This is a genomic window from Salinigranum marinum (assembly GCF_024228675.1).
Taxonomy (GTDB): Archaea; Halobacteriota; Halobacteria; order Halobacteriales; family Haloferacaceae; genus Salinigranum; species Salinigranum marinum.
Window position 1 is genome coordinate 2,800,468 of record NZ_CP100461.1, and the last position, 19,552, is coordinate 2,820,019.

General features: G+C 66.3%; 18 protein-coding genes. 12 read left to right on the plus strand and 6 right to left on the minus strand.

What is annotated here, in order from left to right; genetic code table 11:
* Positions 1 to 45: 45 nt before the first annotated feature.
* The 3 genes from NKJ07_RS13885 to NKJ07_RS13895 form a co-directional block, all read right to left on the minus strand.
* Positions 46 to 1,302: a PAS domain-containing protein gene (locus NKJ07_RS13885; RefSeq protein ID WP_318567403.1), complete on the minus strand. Its 1,257-nt coding sequence runs from the start codon at positions 1,300 to 1,302 to the stop codon at positions 46 to 48.
* A 166-nt stretch (positions 1,303 to 1,468) separates the two neighbouring features.
* The gene (locus NKJ07_RS13890) at positions 1,469 to 2,113 is read right to left on the minus strand and encodes a helix-turn-helix domain-containing protein (protein ID WP_318567404.1); all 645 of its coding nucleotides are present in this window, start codon (positions 2,111 to 2,113) and stop codon (positions 1,469 to 1,471) included.
* 115 nt (positions 2,114 to 2,228) lie between these two features.
* The gene (locus NKJ07_RS13895; RefSeq protein WP_318567405.1) at positions 2,229 to 3,077 is read right to left on the minus strand and encodes an alpha/beta fold hydrolase; all 849 of its coding nucleotides are present in this window, start codon (positions 3,075 to 3,077) and stop codon (positions 2,229 to 2,231) included.
* A 222-nt stretch (positions 3,078 to 3,299) separates the two neighbouring features.
* Here NKJ07_RS13895 and NKJ07_RS13900 point away from each other — a divergent pair, with 222 nt between their 5' ends.
* The 11 genes from NKJ07_RS13900 to NKJ07_RS13950 all read left to right on the plus strand — a co-directional run bounded on the left by NKJ07_RS13900 (position 3,300) and on the right by NKJ07_RS13950 (position 15,189).
* Positions 3,300 to 4,550 (plus strand): RNA-guided endonuclease InsQ/TnpB family protein, encoded by a 1,251-nt coding sequence (locus tag NKJ07_RS13900; protein ID WP_318567406.1) that lies wholly within the window; start codon positions 3,300 to 3,302, stop codon positions 4,548 to 4,550.
* 173 nt (positions 4,551 to 4,723) lie between these two features.
* Complete coding sequence (locus tag NKJ07_RS13905; RefSeq protein WP_318567407.1) at positions 4,724 to 5,575, plus strand: DsbA family protein; 852 nt, start codon at positions 4,724 to 4,726, stop codon at positions 5,573 to 5,575.
* Positions 5,575 to 6,525, plus strand: coding sequence for a glutathione S-transferase family protein (locus NKJ07_RS13910; protein WP_318567408.1), 951 nt, complete (start codon positions 5,575 to 5,577; stop codon positions 6,523 to 6,525). The genes NKJ07_RS13905 and NKJ07_RS13910 overlap by 1 nt, the downstream gene beginning before the upstream one ends.
* A 307-nt stretch (positions 6,526 to 6,832) precedes the next feature.
* Positions 6,833 to 7,969, plus strand: coding sequence for a citrate synthase (locus NKJ07_RS13915; RefSeq protein ID WP_318567409.1), 1,137 nt, complete (start codon positions 6,833 to 6,835; stop codon positions 7,967 to 7,969).
* Positions 7,970 to 8,347: 378 nt separating this feature from the next.
* Positions 8,348 to 8,764: a DoxX family protein gene (locus tag NKJ07_RS13920; protein WP_318567410.1), complete on the plus strand. Its 417-nt coding sequence runs from the start codon at positions 8,348 to 8,350 to the stop codon at positions 8,762 to 8,764.
* Between the two features lie 5 nt (positions 8,765 to 8,769).
* Positions 8,770 to 9,969, plus strand: a complete 1,200-nt coding sequence (locus NKJ07_RS13925) for an MFS transporter (protein ID WP_318567411.1) — start codon at positions 8,770 to 8,772, stop codon at positions 9,967 to 9,969.
* Between the two features lie 41 nt (positions 9,970 to 10,010).
* Positions 10,011 to 10,949: a winged helix-turn-helix domain-containing protein gene (locus NKJ07_RS13930; protein WP_318567412.1), complete on the plus strand. Its 939-nt coding sequence runs from the start codon at positions 10,011 to 10,013 to the stop codon at positions 10,947 to 10,949.
* 110 nt (positions 10,950 to 11,059) lie between these two features.
* Positions 11,060 to 11,644 carry an NADPH-dependent FMN reductase gene (locus tag NKJ07_RS13935; protein WP_318567413.1) on the plus strand — a complete coding sequence of 195 codons (585 nt, stop codon included), beginning with the start codon at positions 11,060 to 11,062 and terminating at the stop codon, positions 11,642 to 11,644.
* 2 nt (positions 11,645 to 11,646) lie between these two features.
* Complete coding sequence (locus NKJ07_RS13940; protein ID WP_318567414.1) at positions 11,647 to 12,030, plus strand: winged helix-turn-helix transcriptional regulator; 384 nt, start codon at positions 11,647 to 11,649, stop codon at positions 12,028 to 12,030.
* 127 nt (positions 12,031 to 12,157) lie between these two features.
* Positions 12,158 to 12,796, plus strand: a complete 639-nt coding sequence (locus NKJ07_RS13945) for a LysE/ArgO family amino acid transporter (protein WP_318567415.1) — start codon at positions 12,158 to 12,160, stop codon at positions 12,794 to 12,796.
* A gap of 1,280 nt (positions 12,797 to 14,076) precedes the next feature.
* Entirely contained in the window at positions 14,077 to 15,189 is a 1,113-nt protein-coding gene (locus NKJ07_RS13950; protein ID WP_318567416.1) for an NAD(P)-dependent alcohol dehydrogenase, read from the plus strand.
* A 325-nt stretch (positions 15,190 to 15,514) separates the two neighbouring features.
* Here NKJ07_RS13950 and scpC read toward each other — a convergent pair whose 3' ends face one another.
* Positions 15,515 to 16,969: a succinyl-CoA:acetate CoA-transferase ScpC gene (gene scpC, locus NKJ07_RS13955; RefSeq protein ID WP_318567417.1), complete on the minus strand. Its 1,455-nt coding sequence runs from the start codon at positions 16,967 to 16,969 to the stop codon at positions 15,515 to 15,517.
* Positions 16,966 to 17,157: a hypothetical protein gene (locus NKJ07_RS13960; protein ID WP_318567418.1), complete on the minus strand. Its 192-nt coding sequence runs from the start codon at positions 17,155 to 17,157 to the stop codon at positions 16,966 to 16,968. The genes scpC and NKJ07_RS13960 overlap by 4 nt, the downstream gene beginning before the upstream one ends.
* Positions 17,158 to 17,364: 207 nt before the next feature.
* Here NKJ07_RS13960 and NKJ07_RS13965 point away from each other — a divergent pair, with 207 nt between their 5' ends.
* Positions 17,365 to 18,465, plus strand: coding sequence for a zinc-binding dehydrogenase (locus tag NKJ07_RS13965; RefSeq protein WP_318567419.1), 1,101 nt, complete (start codon positions 17,365 to 17,367; stop codon positions 18,463 to 18,465).
* 33 nt (positions 18,466 to 18,498) lie between these two features.
* Here the strand turns inward: NKJ07_RS13965 and NKJ07_RS13970 are convergent, their stop codons facing one another.
* On the minus strand, positions 18,499 to 19,266 hold the full coding sequence (locus NKJ07_RS13970) for an IclR family transcriptional regulator (RefSeq protein WP_318567420.1): 768 nt from the start codon (positions 19,264 to 19,266) through the stop codon (positions 18,499 to 18,501).
* Between the last annotated feature and the right edge of the window lie 286 nt (positions 19,267 to 19,552).

Here is a 19,552-nt window from a genome sequence, read left to right on the forward strand (position 1 = left end):
GAGTGTCAGCGGGTCCCGCACTCGGGTTCGATTCTCGCACCCGGACTATCTCTTAAGTTCCAGTCGGTCGGTGATGTCCCGAGCGACTCCACAGCGAAACACCTCACCTGTCTCCGGATCCTCGAACGTCGTTCCCCTGAACTCGTACGTCGTTCCCCTGAAATCGTGTTCGATCGACTCGCCGTCCTTGGTGAGGAGGCTCAGTTCGACCCGCCGGTCCTCGGAGGCGTCCATCGACGCCAACAACCCCGGGACGTACTCGTGCTCCCCCTCCGGAACGAACTCCTTTGCGTGCATACTCCCGATCTCTTCGCTCGTGTAGCCGGTCGTCTCGCCGAGCGTTTCGTTCCAGAGACGGAGCTGGGCCTCCGCGTCGAGGACGTACACGATATCCTCGACGGTGTTGATGACGGCTTCGAGAAACTGTCGCTCGCGGCGGAGTTCCTCTTGAGAGCGTTTGAGTCGCGTGACGTCGTTGATGAGGACGTACGCCCCCGGTTCGCCGTTGTATGCGACGGGCGCGGCGGCGATCTCCCCGTATCGCTCTTCGTCGTCCAGTCCGAGCAACCGATACTCCCTCGGCTCGGTCGCTTCTCGATCTTCGAGGACCCGGCTGATCCGCTGCCGTGCCCGATCACGATGTTCCGGATGCACGAACCGCTCCGGCTCCGTCCCGATCACGTCTGTCTGGTCCTCGGCTCCGAGGAACTCTGCCGCTTTCGCGTTGCAGTAGACGATCCCTCGATCGGCGGTGAACACGGCGATCGGGACGGGTGCGGTTTCGACGAACGGGTGGAACCGTGTCGTCCGGTTCCGTGACTCCGGGAGGTCGGTGGGTCCGTCAGTTCCGTTGGCCTTGGGAGCGTTCCGCTCGATTCTCGTGTCACCGTTTTCGGCCGTCTTCCGGTCTGAACGCGGCTGTTGTTCGGAATTCGGCTGGTGATCGACCCGTTCACTGCGGTCACGAACGACCCAGACGAGCCGTCCGTTCACCGTGCGGCGGACCGACAGAGCCTGTAGGAACGGAGAGCCGTCTCTCCGAACCCCTTCCACCTCGCCTCGCCAGCCCCGCTCGGGCCGAACCCCGGGGAGGACCTCGCTCTCGATGCGTTTGCACTCCGCCCGTGGATACAACTCACGCCACGGCGTTCCGACGAGAGCGTCCGAGGTGTCGTATCCGAAGCTCACGGCCAGTTCCCTGTTGGCCGTGACGAACGTCTCTCCCTCGACGAGGCCTGCCCCATCTATCGAGGCCGCGATGATCGCACTCCCCTCGGTTGGCGAACGTGTTGGTTCGCCCATAGGTCGGATACTCGTAACGAGATAATCAAAGTTCGGGCTGCGAGAAGTTCACTGATCTCTCGGTCGTCGAGGAGCGAATCCCGCCGAGTGCTCCTGGGAGGCCGTCACATGTGTCGGAGTGGAGTAACTCGTCACGTGGAGGCGTTCGACCTGTCCCTCTCGGTGCTCACCGCCGTTCGGTGTAGCTTCGAACGACCGCGGCCTCCGCCTTCCGAAGCAGTTCCCCGGCCGTACTCGTCGCACAGTCGAGCACGGCGGCGACGTCCGCGACGGTCCCCTCCCGAGGGACCTCGTAGTACCCCACGGCGACCGCCGCATCGAGCGCCGCCCGCTGTCGGTCGGTGAGGCGCGACGACGAGCGCCTGCGCGCGAACTCGTGGACCTGTCGGATGGTGAGGTCGCCGAGTTCGGAGAGCGCCCGGTGAAACGAGCTGAGCGCCTCGGCCTCGCCGACCGCCTCGAACTCGACCTCGCCCGTGTCGAGAAAGCGGGCCGGCGGGAGGAAGACGACCCGTGACGCCGCGATGGTCTCTAAGACCGCTCCCGGGAACTCGTAGTCGGCCTGCCGCAGGAACGCGTACGTTCCGTCGGCCTCTTCGACGACGGCGCTCACGAGAAGCGAGTCGATAGCCTCCACAGCCTCCGCCGTCGACTTCGGGTCGCCGTCACACCAGAGCAGCGTCGTCGCGTCCTCGGTCGGGCTCCACATCAGCAGGTCCACCCGTCCGATCGGCGACTCGCCCACGACCCGCTGGTGGAGCGGGTGGCGGAGTCGCTCCGGGTAGGTGACGGCGAACTGGATGCGTTTCATGCAGCCGTGGCGGGCTGTTCGGGCGTGCGGTATATCAATCAGTGGCTCGCTCTCGGGTAGCTCCGCGTCGGACCGACAGAGGAAGCCAGCGACGCGGACGGACCGAACGCTCGTGTCACCGATGGCCGCCCAGCACGTCGGATCGACAGCGGAGGAGCGTCCGCAGGTGGTCCGCGTCGAGGACGTGCAGCCGTGCGGTCGGGACGCGCGCTTCGAGACGCCGTACGCCCGCCAGCGGGACGTTCGTGTCGCTTTCGCCGTGCCAGAGATGCACGGGTTGGTCGATGGCCGCGAAGTCGACCCCCCAGTCCCGGGTCGACTCGCGGAACTCGGTGACGGCACCGCTCCGGTGCCGGGCGAACGCCTCGACGAAGTCCGCTTTTACCAGTTGCGCGACGCCGTCGGGCACCGACGTGGCGTCGCCCGTGGTGTACTGCGAGACGACGACAGAGGGATCGAGCCGCCGGGCGAGCCACGCCTGGCCACGGAAGAGTCCACGAAGGAGCAACGGCGTCGCCGTCGCCATCCCCGCGAGTGCCCGTTGCATCAGGGGAACCGCGCCGCCCACGCCGGGCGGCGTCGCACCCGCGACGACGTCGACCCGGGTGACTCGACCCGGGAGCGTCTCGGCTGCCGCGAGCGCGTAGGGACTTCCGCCGGAGAACGCGACGAGGCCGGCCGTCTCCACGCCGGTGTCGTCGAGGACGGCGGTGACGAACGCGCCGGCGTCGGCGACCGACCAGTCCGGCCACGGCGTCGACCTGCCGTACCCCGGCCTATCGGGCGCGAGCACCCGGATCCCGGCGCGCCGGGCGACCGGCGCGAGGAGCCCGCCCAGTCGACGGGAGCCGGGTGTCCCGTGGAGGAACACGACCGGGATCCCCTCGGCGCGACCGTATTCGGCGTACGTGAGCCGTCGCTCGTCGTCCAGCCACACGGTGTTCGTGTCCGCCCGGTCCGACATTGCTCTCGAGGACCGATCCGAGGTCGCCATCACTCGTACGTACACGCCCGGGGGGTGAGGAACTGGTGCCGGATGCGTGCGGCACTATTTCTACGAGGAGAGAATCCCGCCGTTTACCGCGGGAGTGAATCCGACAACTCCGCCACAGTCCACCGCCGGTAGCAGGCCGGATATTCCACGCTAATCCACACCATTAATTAGGTTTACCTACATAGGCTATGTATGGCGATTGAGGTCACTCGCACCTACGTTGGTTCCATCCAGAACCACCGGCAGGTCTGCGATGGCTTTGACTCGCTCGGAGATTCCGCCTCGAAAATCTGGAACGTCGCACGATGGACAGCCGACCGCATCTGGAACGCAACCGGCGAAATTCCCGATGAGGGCGTGCTGAAATCGTATATGAAGAACCAAGCGTGCTGGAAAGACCTGAACGCACAATCCAGTCAGAAAGTCATCGAAGAACTTTCTGACGCTTTCCAGTCATGGTTCGACCTGCGACACAAAGACGACACGGCAAATCCGCCCGGATACCGCAAACACGGCGATACTCGACCACGTAGTACGGTCACGTTCAAAGAAGACGGGTTCAAACACGACCCCGAGAACAACAGAGTCCGGCTCTCGAAAGGCTCGAACCTGAAAGAGTATTGGTCGGACTTCCTGCTTTGTGAGTACCGGACGCGCCCCGACGTTGACCTCTCGGAAGTCAACTCGGTGCAGAACGTCCGCGCCGTCTGGAACGGTGACGAATGGGAACTGCATTTCGTCTGCAAAGTCGAACTCGAAACCAACGGCTCCGCAGGCGATGGTGTTGCTGGTATCGACCTCGGTATCAAGAACATCGCCACGGTCGCGTTCCCCGACGAATACGTCCTGTACCCCGGTAACTTGCTTAAGCAGGATAAACACTACTTCACACGTGCTGAGTACGACACGGAAGGTGAGAACGGCCCGTCCGAGAAGTCGATGTGGGCGCGTCAGAAACTCGCAGACCGTGAATCACATTTCTACCACGTCCTCTCAGATACCATCATAACGGAGTGTGTTGAACGCGGTGTTGGCACGCTTGCGGTGAGTTGGCCTGAAGACGTGCGTAACTCTGACTGGGGTAAGACTGGCAACAAGAAGTTGCATACGTGGGCGTTCGACCGTCTCTACCAGTACCTCGCGTACAAAGGCGAAGAACGTGGTGTTGAGGTGCTAAAGGAGAACGAATGGAACACCTCGAAGACGTGTTCACGGTGTGGTGACGACGCGAAGTCGAACCGCAAGCACCGTGGATTGTACGTTTGTCAGTCGTGTACGTTGGTAGCCAACGCGGATTGCAACGGAGCGGAGAACATGCGTCAGAAGATAACTCCGAGTCCTCACGGTGAGGATAGGAGTAACGGCTGTGTGGCACAGCCATCGACATACTTGTTTGATTCGGAGAGTAGGGCGTTTTCCCCGCGAGAACAGGTCATGTCGTAGACCAGCAAATATCCCACCTGCGGTATGGGAAGCCCCGTCGTTTACGACGGGGAGGATGTCACTTAGCCAAGTCGTCGGAGCGAGGGAGCCGAGGACGACCCACTACACCGCGGTACACCTGGTTTATTGTAATGTGTCTGAACTATATCCGACGGCGGGCAGTAGTCGTCGGTATGTCGCATCCAGACACAGCGACCGACCGGCCGACGATAACCCAGTTCACGGACCCGATGTGCACGTGGTGCTGGGGCTCGGAGCCCGTGATCAGACACCTTCGCACCGCGTTCGGCGCGCAAGTACGAATCGGGTACGTCATGGGGGGACTCGTCGAGGACTTCGACGGCTTTTACGACGCGGCAAACGACATCGCGGCCCCGAGCGACGTCGCCCCGCACTGGCTCGACGCGGCCGAGCGTCACGGCATGCCCGTCGACGTGGAGATCTTCGAGGCGAACCCGGCACGGTCGACGTACCCGGCGAGCGTGGCGTTCGCCGCCGCCCGACAGCAGGACGTCGATCTGGCCCACCGGTATCTCCGACGCCTGCGCGAGGCGTACGCGACGCAGGTGCGCAACGTCAACGAGCGGGACGTCCAGGTCGACCTTGCGCGGTCGGTCGGCCTCGACGTCGACGACTTCACCGCGGCTCTGGACGACGGAACCGCACGCGCGGCGTTCGAGGACGACCTCTCGCGGACCCGTGACGCCGGCGTCCAGGCGTTCCCGACCTATCACATCCAGGGACCGTCCGGCAGCCGTCGAGCGACCGGATTCGCGTCGTTCGACACCCTCGCGGCCGAGTTGCGGTCGGTCGCGCCGTCGCTGGAGCCCTCGTCCCCACCGCCGGTCAGGCGGTTCGTCGCCGCGTACGGCCCCGTCGCGACGCGCGAAGTCGCGGAAGTGTACGACCTCGACGACGACCACGCTCGACAGGTGTTGGAGTCGCTCGTCGACGACGGAGCGCTCGTTCGAGAGCGGCGGGGCACCGGCCTGTTCTGGCAGACGACCGACGGGGGTGACGACTGATGGGCCTGCTCCACGACGGCGAGTGGGAGCCCGACGCAACCCGCGACCAGTACGACCACGACGCCTTCGACGACCGCGTTGAGGACGCACCCGACGCGACGTTCCCCGCGGAGGCGGGTCGGTATCACCTCTACGTCTCGCGGGCGTGTCCGTGGGCGCACCGGGCGGCACTCACGCGCCGACTGCTCGGGTTCGACGGGGCGGTTTCGGTCGACGTGGTCGATCCCGTTCGCCACGACCGAGGGTGGGAGTTCACCCCCGGGAAGGCGAACTGTACCCCGGACTCGGTACACGGTCACGACACCCTCTTCGAGGTGTTCCAGGAGGCCGACCCAGACTACACGGGACCGGTGACTGTCCCCGTCTTCTACGACCGGGAGCGCCACACCATCGTCCACGAGGAGTCCGCCGAGATCGCCCGGATGCTCGCCACCGAGTTCGATCACCTCGCGACTACCGACCGGGACCTCTATCCCGAACCGATGCGCGAGCGGATCGACGATGCCATCGAGGAGATCCACACGACGATCAACACGGCCGTCTACCGTGCCGGGTTCGCCGACTCGCAGGCCGACTACGAGACGGCGGTGTGGGCGCTCTTCGACGCGCTGTCGCGGTGGGACGACCACCTCGGGAGCAACCGGTACGTCGTCGGCGACCGCCTCACGCTCGCCGACGTGTTCTTCTTCCCGACGCTGTATCGGTTCGACGCCGTCTACCACACCCACTTCAACTGTAACGTCCGCCGGCTGGTCGACTTCGACCACCTCTGGGACTACGCCAGGGACCTGTACCAGACACCGGGCGTCGCGGAGACCTGTAACATGGACCAGGTCAAGGCCCACTACTACCGGAGCCACGGCGAGATCAACCCGACGGGTATCGTCCCGGTCGGCCCCGAGCAGGACTGGACGGAGTCGGTCGAAGCGCGACGGCAGATGCGGGAGTAGGGGACATCAGACGGTACCACGGTGGGGACGGTGTCGCCGGCGGGCGTGTTTCACCGCGACGCCCGTGTTCGACGGCTTGTCCGGGGTGGGTCGCGCCGAGCGGACGCGTCCACGAACGCGTTCCGCCGGTCGGGGGAGTGGACCTCGACGCCGACGGAAGCGAGTCGCGGCCGGAGCAGACCACGCAGGTGTCTTCCGGGGAACCAGGTGTGCCGCGGGTTGTCTGAACTATTTGCGCGTCGGACTCGTGGGTCGGCGTACCGATGCAACGCAGCGAGCGCAGTCACGGACCCCAGTGGAGCGGACGATGACCGACGCGCACGCGCCAGGCCTCGATGGGGTGTCGGTCGCGGAGACACGGCTCAGCCGGATCGACGGCGAGGCGGGGGAACTCCTCGTTCGCGGGTATCCGATCGACGACCTGGCCGGCAACGCCACGTACGAAGAAACGGTCTTCCTGTTGCTCAACGGGCGTCTGCCCACCGCCGAGGAGCGAGCCGACTTTCGGGCCGAACTCGCCGCCCACCGCGGGATCGGCGAGGAAGTACTGGCGGTGCTCGAACGCGCGGCACGGGAGGGGAAACCGGCCATGGACGCCCTCCGGATGGGCGTCGCAGCGGCGACACTCGGGGTCGAGGAGCAGGACTCCGAGACGGACGTCAGGCGCGTGATCGGAGTGTTCCCGACGATCGTGGCGGCGTACTGGCGATACCGACAGGGACGGGAACCAGTCGCCCCCCGCGACGACCTGCGTCACGCGGCGAACTACCTGTACATGCTGACCGGCGAGGAGGCGTCCGACTCCCGGGTCGACGGCCTCGAAACCTACCTCACCGCCGTCGTCGACCACGGCCTCAACGCGTCGACGTTCAGCGCCCGTGTCGTCGTCTCGACCGAGTCCGACCTCGTCTCCGCGGCGACCGCCGCCGTCGGGACGCTCAAGGGGCCCCTCCACGGCGGGGCACCGGGACCGGTCCTGGAGATGCTCCGAGACGTCCACGAATCGGGCGATTCCGAGGGGTACGTCCGCGAGACGTTGGACGCCGGCGAGCGGCTGATGGGGTTCGGCCACCGGGTGTACCGGGTCCGAGATCCCCGGGCGGCCGTCCTGGAATCGGCCGCCACGCGCGTCTCCGAGGAGCGTGAGGACGGGGACGCGGCGCTCTTCGAGACCGCGACGGCGTTCGAGGCGACCGCGACCGGGATACTGGCGGACCACGTGCCCGGACGGCGACTGGAGACGAACGTCGAGTTCTACACCGCGGTGCTCCTCGACGGCGTCGGGATCCCGAAGGAACTGTTCAGCGCGACGTTCGCCGTCTCACGGGTGGCCGGGTGGATGGCGCACGGACTCGAACAGTTAGACGACAACCGACTCGTCCGACCGACTGCACGCTACATCGGCGAGACCGGACGGTCGTGGACCCCGATCGAAGAACGGTAGCCGACACAGGGTCGGAAATCCTGTTCCTCGCCGGGATCCGATTCACTGATCGGTCCCGCCGACTCGTCGACGCGATGCGGTGGGCCACGCGCTGGGTCTCATAGACAGCCCGATATGTACGTCGAGGGTTCGGACGGTCGGACGTATTCTCCCCCCTTCAGGCGTCTCGAAGGCCCATCTGGTCACCGACCCGACACTCCGACGATCCGGTTTCCCGGGCGAAACCTGGTTTACTATAATTTGTCTGAAATATATCCGGTCGGGGTCCCTCTCTCCTCGTGCAACGATGTCACCGACCGACACTCGATACACGACGATCCGAACCGCACAGACGCACGATGATCGACCCACCCGCGGCTCGACGGGAGGCGAGCGCTGATGGTGTTCACCTCGACGGTGTCGGGAGCGACGTTCCTCCTCAGTCGGCTCCTGTTCGCACTCGTCATCGGCTACCTCGCCCTCGGGAACCTGCTCGACCTCGAATCGTCGGTGGGGTACGCGGAACACAAGGGCGTACCGCTGGCCGCCGTCAGCGTCCCGCTGGGAAGCCTCGGGCTGATCGCCGGTGCCCTCGCGGTCCTCGTCGGCGTCTACCCCGCCGTGGGCGCGCTGGCAGTGGCTGGCTTCCTCGCCCCGATAACCGTCATCATGCACGACTTCTGGGCCCAGGAGGGCGAAGAGCGGCAGAACGAACAGATTCACTTCCTGAAGAACGTCGGTCTGCTCGGTACGGCGCTGGTGTTCGCAGCGCTGTCGAGCGTGGCCTGGCCGCTGGCGGTCGGCGTAGGGCTCTGAGAGCGATGGGTGCGACCGAGATCTCGACGCGGGCCGAGCGGACGGCGGGCGTTCCGTGGCGGTCGCCGGCACTGATCGCCATCCTCGCGGCCACGCTGATGACGCCGCTGGACGTCCCGTTGATCAGCGCCACGCTCCCGGAGATCCAGTCAGTGTTCGGCGTCTCCGAGTCGCGGGCCGGGCTGTTCATCACGCTCTACGCGCTTCCCGGGATCCTGCTGGCTCCGATCATCGGTGCGCTCGCCGACCGGGTCGGCAGGCGAGCGGTCCTCACCGGGAGCCTCGTGCTCTTCGGGCTCGCCGGCTCCGCGATCGCGTTCACGAACGGCTTTACCGTTGCGCTCTCCCTCCGCGGCCTCCAGGGGTTCGCCGCCGGGAGCGTCCTCTCGGCGCTCGCCATGACGGTCGTCGGAGACCGGTACACCGGTCGGCGGCACGATGCGGTCATGGGCGTCACGTCGGCCGTGCTCTCGCTCGGGACCGCGGTGTACCCGGTCGTCGGCGGGTATCTGGCTGCGCACGCCTGGAACGCGCCGTTTCTGGTGTACGCGCTCACGCTCCCCGTCGCCGGGCTGGTGTGGGTCGCACTCGACGACTCCGACTCGTCACCCGACGGCGACGATCGCGGCTACGTCCGGGCGGCACTGCGTCTCGTCCCGGCGCGCCAGGCGCTCGTCCTGTACGGCACCATGTTCGTCTCCTTCACCCTCCTCTTCGGCGGGCTGTACACCGCACTCCCCTTCTACCTCTCCGACACGTTCGGCTTCGCGCCGCACACGGTCGGGCTCGTCACCAGCGCCGTGCTGTTGGTGACGGCCGCGGTTTCGACGCAGAACGGCCGACTGACCGCCCGGGCGTCGAAGACGACGCTCGTCGTCGGTGGGTTCGGCCTGTACGCCGTCGGCTTCCTGGGTGTCGCACACGCGAGTACGGTCCCGCTTCTGGTCGGCGCACTGCTCGTCTTCGGCACCGGGAACGGTCTCGTCACGCCCACGCTGTTCGCCAGTATAAGCGCGCTCGCGCCCGACGGCGTCCGGGCCGGCGTGATGAGCCTGCAGACGACCACCATCGGCGTGAGTCAGGCCGTCGGACCGGCGCTGTTCACGCTCTTGGGCGGCCTCGTCGGCTACCAGGGGACGCTGCTCGGTGGGAGCCTCAGCGCCGCCCTCGGGGCCGGCATCCTCGGCGTCGTCACGCTCGACTAGGACGACTCAACGTTTAACAGGGTGGCGGGAGCCTGACAGGTATGGTCGATGCACCGTCCGACAGGAACCAGGTCGCGACGGACGCCGAGTCGGCGTTCATGACGCTGAGTCACGACCTCCGGCTGGAGATACTGCTCGCGCTCTGGGACGCTCCCGGCTTCTCGCTGTCGTTCTCCGAGCTGCGGAAGGCAGTCGGCGAACGGGACTCGGGGAGTTTCACCTATCACCTCTCGGAGCTCCGGGGACAGTTCGTCGCCAAGACCGACGCGGGCTACGAGCTGCAGTACCCGGGCCACCGCGTCCTCGACGCGATCAAGAGCGGCGTCTTCCACGAACAAGTGACCGTCGGGCCGGTCGAACTCGACGACGACTGCCGGGAGTGCGGGGAGGGACTCCGGTTCGAGTACGACACCGACTACATCGGTCGCGTCCGGTGTCTCGGCTGTGGGGACCGCACGCTGGAGTGGCCGTTCGATCCCGGCGGAACCGTCGATCGGGAGCCCGAGGGGATCGTCGCCGCCTTCGACCGACGGACGCGTCTCGTCTGGTCGTGTGCCCTCGACGGCGTCTGCCCGTTCTGTGCCGGTCGAATCGATCGCGAACTGGCCAGTCGCGTCCACGAGTTGGGGACGTGCATCGGCGTCCTCGAACAGCTCGACCGGTACGACGAGTACTTCGCCCGCGAGCACTCGGCGGTCGTCTCGGTCGACTGCGACCGCTGCAGCTTCTACAGCTTCATCCCCGTCGGGGTCGTCCTGCTGACTCGACCGACCGTGACGGCGCAACTCTGCGACGCCGGCGTCGACGTCCGGGAGACGCCCCTGTGGGCGCTCGGGTTCGTCGTCGACGCCGACGCCGTCACCGTCCAAGAGGGCGACGTCACGCGCGTCACGGTGACGATTCCCGACGCGAACGAGCCGCTGGGCTTCACCCTCGACGAGTCGTTCGAGCACGTCGAGGAGGCTTCCTTGGACCAGTAAAAGCGGGTTCCGACGAGGATCTGCACAGGAGATAATAACTATCAAATTTATTACTGGAACTGAGTTCACCGAGCGCTTAATTGCCTTACATCCGTGGAACACAACGAGAAATGGACGTAACCGATAGCGAACATATCGTCGCACTGTGTGGCAGCCAGCGCGAGGGGAGTTACACCCGACAGGCGCTCGAACGGACGCTGTCCGCGGCGGCGTCGAGCGGCGCGACGACCGACCTCGTGGATCTCGCGGCGCTCGATCTGCCGGTGTTCGACCCCGACCGCCCCGACGCCGGGGACGCAACCGAACTCCGTCGCCGCGTCCGGGAGGCCGACGCGATCGTGTTGGGGACGCCGATGTACCACGGATCGTACTCGTCGGTGCTGAAGACCGCACTCGACTACTGCGGGTTCGACGAGTTCGAGGGGACGGTGGTCGGCCTGCTCGTGGTCTCCGGCGGTGGGTTCCCGACCCCCGCACTGGAACACCTCCGGTCGGTGTCGCGAGCACTCGATGCCTGGGTACTCCCGCGACAGGTCGCGATCCCCACGGCACACGACGCCTTCGAGGACGGATGCCTGACCGACGAGGCGCTCGCGGAACGGGTCGATGCGCTGGGAGCCGACCTCGTCGCGTACGCGGGTGTCGAATCGTACCCCGAAACCACGACTGCCTGCGCCGTTCCGACGGCTGATTGACCGTGTCCGCCGAAACCGAATCCAGACGTCACGAGATCGAGCGACGGAACGAATCGGCGTGTCCGGTCGTCGAGGCGATCGAGCAGGTCGGAACGCCCTGGCGGATGAACGTCGTCCACGCACTCGAGGGGGGAGAAAAGCGCTTCAACGACCTCAAGCGAGCCACCGGCGCGCGCTCGAAGACCCTCTCGGACGCGCTCGACGAACTGGTCGAGAACGACGTCGTCGTCCGACGCGTGGAGGAGGACGCCCCCGTCGCCGTCTACTACGCGCTCACGACGAAAGGCGAGGAGCTCCTCGACGCGCTGTCGGGGCTCGACGACTGGGCCCAGGAGTGGACCGCTGAAGCCGCAGACGGGTCGAGCACCGGTCTTCGAGGACGCTAACGGTCCCGGCTCGGCGGCAGTGGCGCGGTCGATCGGATCGAGGAGCGACGGTTCCCCCAGCAGTTCTGAGACGGATCATAGATGTATGCGGCGGTGTTGGGTACCCACGTGGGAGGAACGTGCTCTCGTGAGTAGTCTCGTCACGCCGTTCGTTCACGGACTCCTCTTGGCAGGCGGGCTCATCGTCGCCCTCGGCCCGCAGAACGTCTTCGTCTTCCAGCAGGGGACGCTCCAGCCGCGCCTGCGGGACGCCGCGCCGACCGTGGTCACGGCCGGCGTCGCGGACACGGTCCTCGTGGTGCTCGCGGTCTCCGGCGTCTCGCTGGTCGTGCTGCGGTACGGGTGGCTCCAGACCGTGCTGTTCGGCGTCGGGGTCGTGTTTCTCGTCTACGTCGGGTGGGCGATCCTGACCTCCCCACGGCTGGCGCTCGATCCCGAGAACACCACGTCCCTCGGACCGCGGCGACAGATCAGCTTCACGGCCGGGGTGTCGCTGCTCAACCCTCACGCGATACTGGACACGATCGGCGTGATCGGAACGAGCGCGCTCGCGTACGACGACCGTGGCAAGGCCGCGTTCACTGCGGCGTGTCTGTTCGTCTCGTGGACGTGGTTCGTCGGTCTCGCGGTCGCCGGCTCGAAGGTGTCCGTCGAGGACGGCGGTCGGCGGTGGACGAGATACGTCAACCCCATCGCGGCGGCGGTCGTCTGGCTCGTCGCACTGTACATGGGGTGGCAGTTCGCCACGGCGGTTGGTGTGGTGTGAGACGACCGCCGTGGTCGACGTGGACGAATATTTAGAAGTAGATTCTCAAAAATTCTAGGGACGGAGAACTGCAAACCGCATTTCGGGCGAAACATCCCAGTGTCGGCGAGACAGAGACACCGACCGTGCACCGGGGTTGGGGAACAACGCGGATTCCCTCGCCCGTGACGAACGAGAACGGGTATCGGCGCGTCGACGCGGTCCTCGACGTCCGGCAGCGAACTGGGGACTGTGGCCGCCTCGTACAGTTCGACGACGAGTGACCGGAGGCGGGACTCACGACTGTCTCGTCGGGACGAACGCCGATCGAGAGAACTCGGAGGCGATCGACCGCGATCGGACGGCGATGCGCTGGCGCCGCCGCACACGCGGGCCCACGACGACCAGACCGCCCGGTTCGGTGGCGCGTCCCCGAGAACAGGGTCCAGGGGTCGATCGACGCCCCTTCTCTCCCCGGACTGTCGACGCGGGCGACGAATAGAGAGCCGCGTTCGCGAGACGGTCTACCGACACAATGGCGAGTAATGAATTACGAAGCATCGGATGACGTCATCCACGAACTGTGCGGCGTGCTAGCGAAAGACGATATCACGCACCGTGTGTTCAACGTGATCGAATAAGCGTTCGTCTCGGTTGCCGACGACCACCACACGCTGGTCGGCGGTTCGCGACCGTTTCAGCCCGATTCGACTCGAGTCCGACCACCGCACCGGGTGAGTCGAACCGTGAGAGTGGGAAAGACGAGGGTTTCGACCGAGGTGACAGACCTCGCGAGTTTGTTCGACTAGGTCGAACAAAAGAGAACGCACCGCGCGTGTGCCGGTGACCAGAGTCGAGAGCCACCGGACGAGACGAGTGAACCGGTCGACGGGTGGCAATATAGTGTGTCGGCGGCGCGACCGTGTTGCGACCTCTCCGGTCGGGAGCACGGCCCGACCGACCGGTCGCACCGGAGGAACGTCGTTACAAACGTATGAGCGTAAGGTGTGTGCGGCTCGTTCGGTGGAATCGCCCGACGTGATACTCGTAGACACGGTTACCGATCGCGCGGGTGGGTGTCTCGCTCGGTCACTCCGTTTGTTCGACGTGGTTGAACAAATCCGATCGTCAACCCAGGCTCCCGGTCCTCACGGTCACGGGAGTGTCGGGATGGTCCCCCGTGACCTCGGGGATAGCGGGCAGTTCGATCGGGGATACCCCCGTCGCTGGCCCGAGGCCGCCCACCCGCACGTCGACAGAACAGCTAAGTAACAGGTGTCGAATGTCTATCATCGAAGACAATGCAAATTCAAGCAGCGGTCGTCGAGGAGGAGGGTGGAGCGTTCGAGATACAGACGCTCGAACTGGACGAGGAACCGCGTTCGGACGAGGTACTCGTCCGGGTCGTCAGCGCCGGGGTCTGTCACACGGATCTCTCGACGGCGGAGAACTTCTACGGGACGCCGTTCCCGATGGTGCTCGGACACGAGGGGGCAGGTGTCGTCGAGGCGGTGGGCGACGACGTGACGGACGTCGAGGTGGGTGACCACGTCGCGATGAGCTACGACTTCTGCGGCGAGTGTCGCAACTGCCTCAGCGGGCGGATCCCGTACTGCGAGAACCTCTACGAACACAACTTCCTCGGAGGACGCACCGAGGACGGATCCAGTCCGCTCTCGCGCGACGGCGAGCGGATCAACGGAGTGTACTTCTCGCAGTCGTCGTGGGCGACACACTCGATCGCCAACGAACGGAACGTCGTGAAGGTCGACCCGGAGATCCCACTCGAGATCGTCGGGCCGCTCGGCTGTGGCATCCAGACCGGGGCGGGCGCGGTGATGAACGCCCTCGAACCGGAGGCGGGCTCGTCCGTCGCCGTCTTCGGCGTCGGCTCGGTCGGGATCAGTTCCGTGATGGCGGCCGCACACGTCACCGGCTGTACGGACGTCATCGCCGTCGACCTGAACGACGACCGGCTGGCGAAGGCCGCGGAGCTCGGTGCCACACACACGATCAACCCCGAGGAGGAGGAACCGGTCGACGCGATCCACGAGATCACCGGCGGCGGTGCCGACTACTCGTTGGAGACGACCGCCGTCCCCGAGGTCCTCCGGCAGGCCGTCGAGTGTACGCGGATCCCCGGCGAGTGCGGGCTGATCGGCGCGGCACCGGCCGGCACGGAAGTCAGCCTCGACATGCACACGTTCCACTTCGGCCACAAGCTCAGGGGGATCATCGAGGGCGACGCGGTTCCCGAACTGTTCATCCCGACGCTGCTCGACCTCTGGCAGCAGGGCCGGTTCCCCTTCGACGAGATCGTCACGAAGTACGAGTTCGGCGAGCTCCACGAGGCGATCGAAGACGCCGAGGAGGGGACCACGATCAAACCGGTGTTGCAGATGGACAGTCCGTGACCGGCGACGGTCGGGACCGGAGAAGAGGTCAGGCCGCGGAACCACTCACCGCTGATCCCGACGGTCCGCCGGCGACGTGAAAAAGGTTATATCCACGTGGCGAAACGTGAATGACGCCGTCGACAAAGAGCGCTCACCATCCCCTGATACGGATCTCACCTCGGGTGGCATTCGTTCGAGTCGGGGGTCACGCGTTCTCGACGGTGGCCGGGCGGACCCCCCGTGCTTTCCCCCCCCCATTCTCCGTCCGGTTCCGCCGAACTGACGAGCGCGTCGGCGCGTCAGCGCGCGTCGTCTGATACCACCGAAACCGTTCAGTCGTGGGTCACTGATCCATCCAATCGTACGCGACAGTGAGGTCGTGTGGCACGTGTCCGTCCCGCTTGGTCGCGTGGTCGAGATACGACCGGAGCCGGTCGCGGTAGTCGGGATGCGCACACCGTTCGATGAGGCGCTCCGCCCGCTCGACGGGGCTCAGCCCGCGGAGGTCCGCGACGCCGTGTTCCGTCACCACGACCGACACGTCGTGTTCGGTCTGGTCAACGTGGGAGACCGCGGGCACCACCCGGGAGACGTCGCCGTCGGCGGCGGTCGAGGGAAGCGCCGTGATCGAGAACAGTCCGTTGCGGTTGAAGTCGCCGCTGCCGCCGATCCCGTTCAGCAGTTCGGTCCCGCCGACGTGCGTCGAGTTCGCGTTGCCGTAGAGGTCGACCTCGACGGCGCTGTTGACCGCGACGACGCCGAACCGGTCGATCAGTTCCGCACGGTTCGAGACGCTGGCGGGCCGGAGCACGACGCCGTCGCTGTACCGTTCCGTGTCCGCGAACAGCCGCTCTTGGCCCTCCGTCGACAGCGCCAGCGACGTGGCGCTCGCGGCGTCGAGCGTGCCGTCGTCGACGAGGTCGAGGAGGCCGTCCTGGATGACCTCCCCGAAGTAGTCGAGCCGTCGGCCGTCGGCGTCGAACGACGATAGCGCACCCATCAGCGCGTTGCCCATGCTTCCGACGCCGAACTGGAGGCGGATGGTCGTCTCCAGCGCCGGGTTGCGCTCGCACTCTTCTTCGAGGAAGCGGCGGAAGTTGGCGGCGATGGTCCGGTCCGCTGCGGTCGGTTCCCGAAAACTGTACGGCGTGTCCGGAGCGGTGGTCTCGACGACCGCGACGAGCTTTTCCGGGGAGAACCGGATCCGGGCGTCCCCGATCCGGTCGCCCGGGCCCGACAGATCGATCGGCTCTCGATCCGGCGGCAGACCGGGACGAAAGACGTCGTGGAGCGCCGCGAGCTCGCGCGGCTGGCCGTGGTTCACCTCGACGATGACCTGGTCCGCGGCCGCGACGTACGCCGGCGTGTGGCCGATCGACGTCGAGGGGATCAGCCAGCCGGGGCCGGCCGCGACCGCCTCGACGACCGCGGTGTCGGCGTCGACGAACCCGCCGAGTTCGACCTGTTCGCCGAGCCGCGAGATGTGGGTGTCGTGAAAGGCGATGGTGCGTTCGTTGATCGCCGTCCGCGACGCCGCGTGCCCCTGGAACGGGTAGCGCCGGGCGATCGCGCCGGCCTCGACCAGATCCCCGTCGATCTGTTCGCCGGCACTGCCCCCCGAGACGACGGTCAACGCGAGGTCCCGTCCGCTCGCGGCGAGCGCTTCCGGCACGGCTTTGGGGTTGCCGACGCTCCCGAACCCGCTCACGACGAGCGTGTCGGTGTCGCCGACGTGGTCCGCCGCGGTGTCGGCCGAGACGACCGGGAGGTCGCCGACGAGGCGGGAGCCGTCGGTCATCGTCGTGCTGGGTGCGTCCGGACGTCTCCGAGCCGGTCGTGCGGTCGGGTCGCAATCGCGTCCCGGACGCCGCCGGTCTCGGTCCGTGCGGGCAGGCGTGTGTCCACGTCGCTCTCGAACTCGTCGACGTCCTGTCCATCCCGCCAGCGTGCGACGCTGGGGTCGTGTTCGGTGTCTGTGTCAGTCATGTCTGTCATCGAGGGCGTGCCAGTGCGCCGGACTGGGCGGGGCCATCTCCTGCTAACACGTACTCTCGCTCCAGCCAGTATAACAGTTGTTACACCGCGCCGCGGCAGCGGGTCGTCTCGGCGGCCGCCGAACCGCCGTGTGAGCGGTACTACCACCACCTCACCGGTACCTTGATTACGAGCGCTGGTCTGCGTTCGAGCGGGACGATGACAACCAGTGGCAAACTCGTCTATCTCGAAGCGCCGGAACGCCTCTCGATCAAGGAGTTCCCGCTTCCGACGCCTGAGACCGGAGCCGTCCTCACGGAAGTCGAGCGGGCTAACGTCTGCGGCTCCGAACTCCATATCTGGCAGGGCTACCACCCCCAGGTCAAAGAGGGAGTGCTCGGTCACGAAGCGCTCTGTCGCGTCGCCGAACTGGGCGACGGCGTCGAGACCGACTACGCCGGCCAACCGATCGCCGAGGGCGACCTCATCGCGCCGGTGTACTACCTGACCTGTCAGCGCTGTGCGGCCTGCCAGCGCGGGCAGTTCAACCTCTGTGAGAACGCCTACGAGTACTGGTCGAAGCCGCCGGAAGAGCCCCCGCACTTCCACGGGACGTTCGCCAGCCACTACTACATCCACCCCGAGCAGTACTTCTACAAGGTGCCCGACGGCCTCCCGCCGAACGTCGCCGCCGGCGCGAACTGCGCCCTCTCGCAGGTGCTGTTCGGGATCGACGAGGTCGGCGTCTCCCAGGGCGACACGGTCGTCGTCCAGGGTGCGGGCGGTCTCGGACTCAACTCGGTCGCCGTCGCGAACGAACGCGGGGCCGAGACGATCGTCATCGAGGGGGTCGACGGACGCCTCGATCGGGCGGCGGCGTTCGGTGCCGATCACCTGATCGACTTCCGCGAGTACGACACCGTCGAGGCGCGGGTCGAGCGTGTGCACGAACTCACCGACGGGGAGGGCGCGGACGTCGGCATCGAGGTCGCGGGCGTTCCGTCGGCGTTCGCCGAAGGCGTCCAGCTGGTCAGAAACGGCGGCCAGTACCTGGAGATGGGGAACCTCAACCCGGGTCACACGACCGAGTTCGACCCCGGACGGTTCACCCGTAGCGGGGTCACGATCCACGCCGTCGTCCGCTACCACCCCTGGTACCTCCGCAAGGCGCTGTCGTTCCTCGACGACCACGTGGACGACTACCCGTACGACGACCTCATCGACGCACACTACGACCTGGTCGACGTCGAGGAGGCGCTCCACGCCTCGGAGGATCGAACTGTCACCCGTGCCACGCTACTCCCGGACCACAGCCACTGACTCCGATCGAGGGGAGGCCGAGCCGGTGGCGACTCACGAGAACCGGATGTTGAGTTCGATCTCGTTGACGACGCCCAGGATCTCGTTCGGGATCTCCTGCTCGATCCGCTCACCCCTGAGCCGGTTGGAGGGGCCGCTGACGCTGATCGCGCCGATCACCTCCTCGTCGGGTTTCAGCACGGGGACGCCGACGGCTCGGAGCCCGGCCGTGCTCTCCTCGTAGTTGTGGGCGTAGCCGTCGGCTCTGATCTCTTCGAGCACCCGCCAGAACTCGTCCGCGTCGGTGATCGTGTTGTCCGTCCGATCCGGGAGCCCGACGTCGGAGAGGATCGCTTCGACACGCTCGCGCGGCATGAACGCGAGGATGGCCTTGCCGGCCGAGATCGCGTTGAGCGGGACGCGGTTACCGGTCCCCGAGTCGGTCTCGACGGCGTTCGGCCCCACCGCCCGGTAGACGTAGACGCCGTGCCCGTGGTCCTCAACGATGAACTGGGCCCGTTCGCCCGTCGTCTGGGCCAGTTCGTCCACCTTCTCCTTGATGAATCGGTAGCCGGGGATCCGATCCCTGACCACCGTCCCCAAGTAGAGGTGCTTCAGTCCGAGCCGGTACTGGCCGTCCTCGTTCACGACGTACTCCTCGTCGTGTAAGGTCTGCAGATGCGCGTGCACCGTGCTCTTCGGCATGTCGAGCCGGTCCGACAGCGTCGTCACCCCCGCTCTGTGGAGCTCGGCGAGCTCTTCGATGATCGACAGCAACTTCACGTCGGAACGGATCCCCCCGCCGTTGCTTCGTGACGACATGACCGCTCGTACTGCGGCCAGTCACTTATACCGTCCGCTCACGTCGAACGGCGTCGTCGTCGCCGGCCCGCGGGATCGAACAGCCCCTGATTCCACCACACGGCTGCTCGTTCGAACCGCGAGCCGCGACAACGTATCGTGTCGCCTTGTGTCGGATCTCTGCGGAACCGCGTGTTCGCTATCCGAGGATCGCCCCTGTGACCGACCGAGATTCGTCGGCCGTCAGTGACACGTCGCGAGCCGTCTTCCCCGCTCATCGCGGCGTCTCTGACGTGGATATCGTTCG